The sequence below is a fragment of the Mycobacterium sp. genome, from assembly GCF_032162105.1.
Taxonomy (GTDB): Bacteria; Actinomycetota; Actinomycetes; order Mycobacteriales; family Mycobacteriaceae; genus Mycobacterium.
In genome coordinates this window covers 1-3,896 of record NZ_JAVRPS010000590.1, presented here as the reverse complement: position 1 = coordinate 3,896, position 3,896 = coordinate 1, and the positions used below count along the sequence as shown (strand labels likewise).

Below are 3,896 nucleotides of genomic sequence, written 5' to 3'. Positions count from 1 at the left end.
GAACGTGTCGCCGGTGACCCAGCCGGCCCAGATCAGTTCCCAGAGAGCGGCTTTCAGTGACTCTGTGTCGACCGCATCATCGAGTTGGCGGAAGAAGTACGCCCCGCCGTGACCGAGCGTGTCCAGGATCGCCCGGTGGACGTCGGTGAACTCGATCTCGGCCGCCGCCGCCATCGTCAACGGCGCCGAGTCGGCGGAGTGGAAGGCGATCCAGCCGTCGTTGCCGCCGATCTGCCCGGCGCCCGACCACGTCACCTCGCCAGCCGCCAACAGCTCGTCGAGCATGGCAGGCGAGTAGTCGCGGACCCGCTGCCCGAACACCAGCGGTTCGACCGCCGACGCCGGAATCGGCACGCCCGCAAGCTGATCGATCACGGCGGCCAGACCGTCGATGCCCGACACCTGGGCGGCGCCCACTTGCTGCCACGCGGGCAGGAACCGGGCGTAGGCCGCCGTGCTCACCGGTTCGACCTGTGCGCGCAAGGCGGCCAGCGACCGACGGCGCAGGATCTTCAGCACGTCGCCGTCGCACCACTGTTCGGTGTCACCGGTCGTGAGGAACTCACCGCGCACCAGCTTCCGGTCGACGGCCATCCGGCCCAGCACGTCGGCGGTGACGCGCAACCCAAGCCCGAACCGGGTGGCGGCGTCGTAGGTGGTGAACGGCCCGTGGGTGCGGGCGTACCGACCGAGCAGTTCGCCGAGCGGATCGGCCACCGATTCGGTGAAACTGGCTGGCACGCCAACTGGTACCGGGATTCCGACGCCGTCGCGCAGCAGCCCGAGGTCCTCGATCGCCACCCACCACGTCTGGCCGGCGAACGAGACCGTCGACACCCGTCGCGCCGCGCGAAGGCCCTCGAGCCAGCCGCCGACGTCGTCGACGGTGGACCGTGCCGCGATCTCGTCCTCGGTCAGCGGGCCGAGCAACCGCAGCAGGTCGGCCACGCCCTCGGCGTCGCGGGCGGCCCGTTCGGCGGTCAGGTGCTGCAGCTGGGCGATGGTGGACGCGATGATCTGCGGGTCGAGCAGTTCGCGCAGTTCGACGCGGCCGAGCAGTTCGGCGAGCAGCACGCTGTCCAGCGACAGCGCGGCGGCCCTGCGCTCGGCCAGCGGGCTGTCGCCCTCGTACATGAAGGCGCCGACGTAGCCGAACAGCAGCGATGCGGCGAACGGCGACGGGGTGGCCGTCTCGACTTCGAGCAGCCGAATACGCCGCTGCGCAACGCGATTCATCACCTCGCGCAGGGTCGGCACGTCGTATACGTCCTGCAGGCATTCGCGGACCGTCTCCAGCACGATGGGGAAGTCGGGGTACTTGCGGGCCACGTCGAGCAGTTGTGAGGCGCGTTGGCGCTGGTGCCACAGCGGCGACCGCTTGCCGGGGTGTCGCCGCGGGAGCAGCAGCGCCCTTGCCGCGCACTCGCGGAACCGCGACGCGAACAACGCCGATCCGCCGACCTCGTCGGTGACGATGGGATCGATCTCGTCGGCGTCGAAGACGAACAGGTCGGCGCCTGGTGCGGATTCCTCGGTGTCGGGCAACCGCACGATGATGCCGTCGTCGGAGGCGGTCGGCTTCTCGTCGATGCCGTAGCGCTCACGCAGCCTGCGGCTGACCGCCAGGGCCAGCGGGCCGTGCACCCGCAGGCCGTACGGGGAGTGCAGGATGACCCGCCAGTCGCCGAGCTCGTCGCGGAAACGCTCGACGATGAACGTGGTGTCGGTGGGTACGGCGCCGGTGGCCTGCCGTTGTTCGTCGAGCAGCTGCCAGAGGTTGTCGGTGGCGTAGTCGTTGAAACCCATGGTGTGGCAATGCGCGTCGAACTCCTCGCGTGCCATCCCCGACAGCTTGCCGGTGAAGGCGCCGATGGCCTCGCCCAGCTCGGCGGGCCTGCCGACGCCGTCGCCGCGCCAGAACGGCAACCGGGCGGGTTCGCCGGGGGCGGGGATGACGAGCACGCGGTCGTGGGTGATCTCGGTGATGCGCCAGCTGGTTGCGCCCAGTGAGATGACGTCGCCCGGTCGCGACTCGTACACCATCTCCTCGTCGAGTTCGCCTACCCTGGACGGCTTTTCGGAGTCGGCGTTGGATGCCAGGTACACCGTGAAGAGGCCGCGGTCGGGGATGGCGCCGCCGGAGGTCACCGCGAGCCGTTGGGCGCCGGGGCGTGCAGCCAGCACTCCCGCGTCACGGTCGTACACCAGCCGCGGCCGCAACTCGGCGAACTCGGTGGACGGATACTTGCCGGACAACAGGTCCAGGGTCGCCTCGAATGCACTGCGGGGCAAGGTTGCGAAGGGTGCGCTGCGCCGCACGGCGTCGAACCAGCGATCGGCGTCCAGAGGCTCCAGCGCGGCCGCGGCGACGGTGTGCTGGGCGAGTATGTCGAGCGGGTTGGTGGGCACCCGCATGGTCTCGATCTGGCCGGCCAGCATGCGCTGCACGGTGACTGCGCAGTCGATGAGGTCGGTCCGGTGCTTGGGGAACAGCACGCCGCGCGAGATCTCGCCGACCTGGTGACCGGCGCGCCCGATGCGTTGCAGCCCGCTGGCCACCGACGGCGGCGCCTCCACCTGAATGACGAGGTCGACCGAGCCCATGTCGATGCCCAGTTCCAGGCTGGAGGTGGCGACCACGGCCCGCAGGCGGCCGCTCTTGAGATCGTCTTCGACCAGCGCCCGCTGCTCCTTGCTGACCGAGCCGTGGTGCGCCTTCGCCAGAACCGGTTCAGCCCCGAAGGTCTGACCGCTGCCCATGATGTGTGCGGGGGAGCCGCCACCGACCGCGGGGTTGCGCTCGTCGCTCAGTGTGACACCGGTGCGCTCGGCGTGAATCTCGTTGAGCCGGGCGGTGAGCCGCTCGGCCAGCCGACGGGAGTTGGCGAAGACGATCGTCGAGTTGTGGGACTCGATCAGGTCGACGATGCGGCCTTCGACGTCGGGCCAGATCGAGTTTTCGACGAGGTTGGCCATGTCGGGCACCGGCACCTGCACCGACAGGTCGAAGGTCTTGCCCGATCGCGGCGCGACGATCGACGCCGGGGCGGTTCCGGCGAGGAACCGCGCGACCTCCTCGGCGGGCCGCACTGTCGCCGAAAGGCCGATCCGTTGCGCCGGCGCATCGAGGAGGTCGTCGAGGCGCTCCAGTGAGAGCGCCAGGTGCGCGCCGCGCTTGGTGCCTGCGACGGCGTGCACCTCGTCGACGATCACCGTCGCGACGTCGGCGAGCGTCTCCCTGGCCGCCGACGTCAGCATCAGGAACAGCGACTCGGGCGTGGTGATCAGGATGTCGGGCGGCTTGGAGATCAGTTCCCGCCTGCGGGCGGGCAGGGTGTCGCCGGAGCGCACACCCACGCTGATCTGCGGCACCGGCAGGCCCAGCCGTTCGGCCACCCGGGTGATGCCCGTGAGTGGGGTGCTGAGGTTGCGTTCGACGTCGACGGCCAGCGCCTTGAGCGGGGAGATGTAGAGCACCCGGGTGCCCGCCTTCGGGGGGCGGAGTTCCGCGGCGGCGAGCTGGTCGATGGCCCATAGGAACGCGGCCAGCGTCTTCCCGGAGCCGGTGGGTGCGATGACCAGGGTGTTGTCCCCGCTCGCGATGGCCGACCATGCCTCGGCCTGCGCGGCGGTCGCCGTCGCGAAGGTGCCGGTGAACCACTCGCGCGTCAGCGGGCCGAAGCGCTCGAGCGGGTCGATGGAGCTCACCCTGACATGGTGCCCTCGCCCACCGACAACCTTGCGATTTCGGCGCGCAAACCGTCGCGCAGCAGCGAACGGGAACGCGCCCAAATCACTCGAGGGTGGGGATGCCGGGGACGCGGGCGATGGCGTCGAGCAGCGAGTGCGCGCAAGAGTCGGCGACGTACCCGGCGTCGATCGACGGGTCGATCATG

At 70.2% G+C, this 3,896-nt stretch carries 1 protein-coding gene and 1 pseudogene; both read right to left on the bottom strand.

From position 1 onward, the window contains the following. Positions 1-3,708: ATP-dependent helicase (locus tag QOC69_RS30175; RefSeq protein WP_526446187.1), on the bottom strand; the 3,708-nt coding region annotated here is incomplete at its 3' end. 85 nt (positions 3,709-3,793) lie between these two features. After that, positions 3,794-3,896, bottom strand: a pseudogene (locus QOC69_RS30170) (TetR/AcrR family transcriptional regulator); the annotation flags it as partial.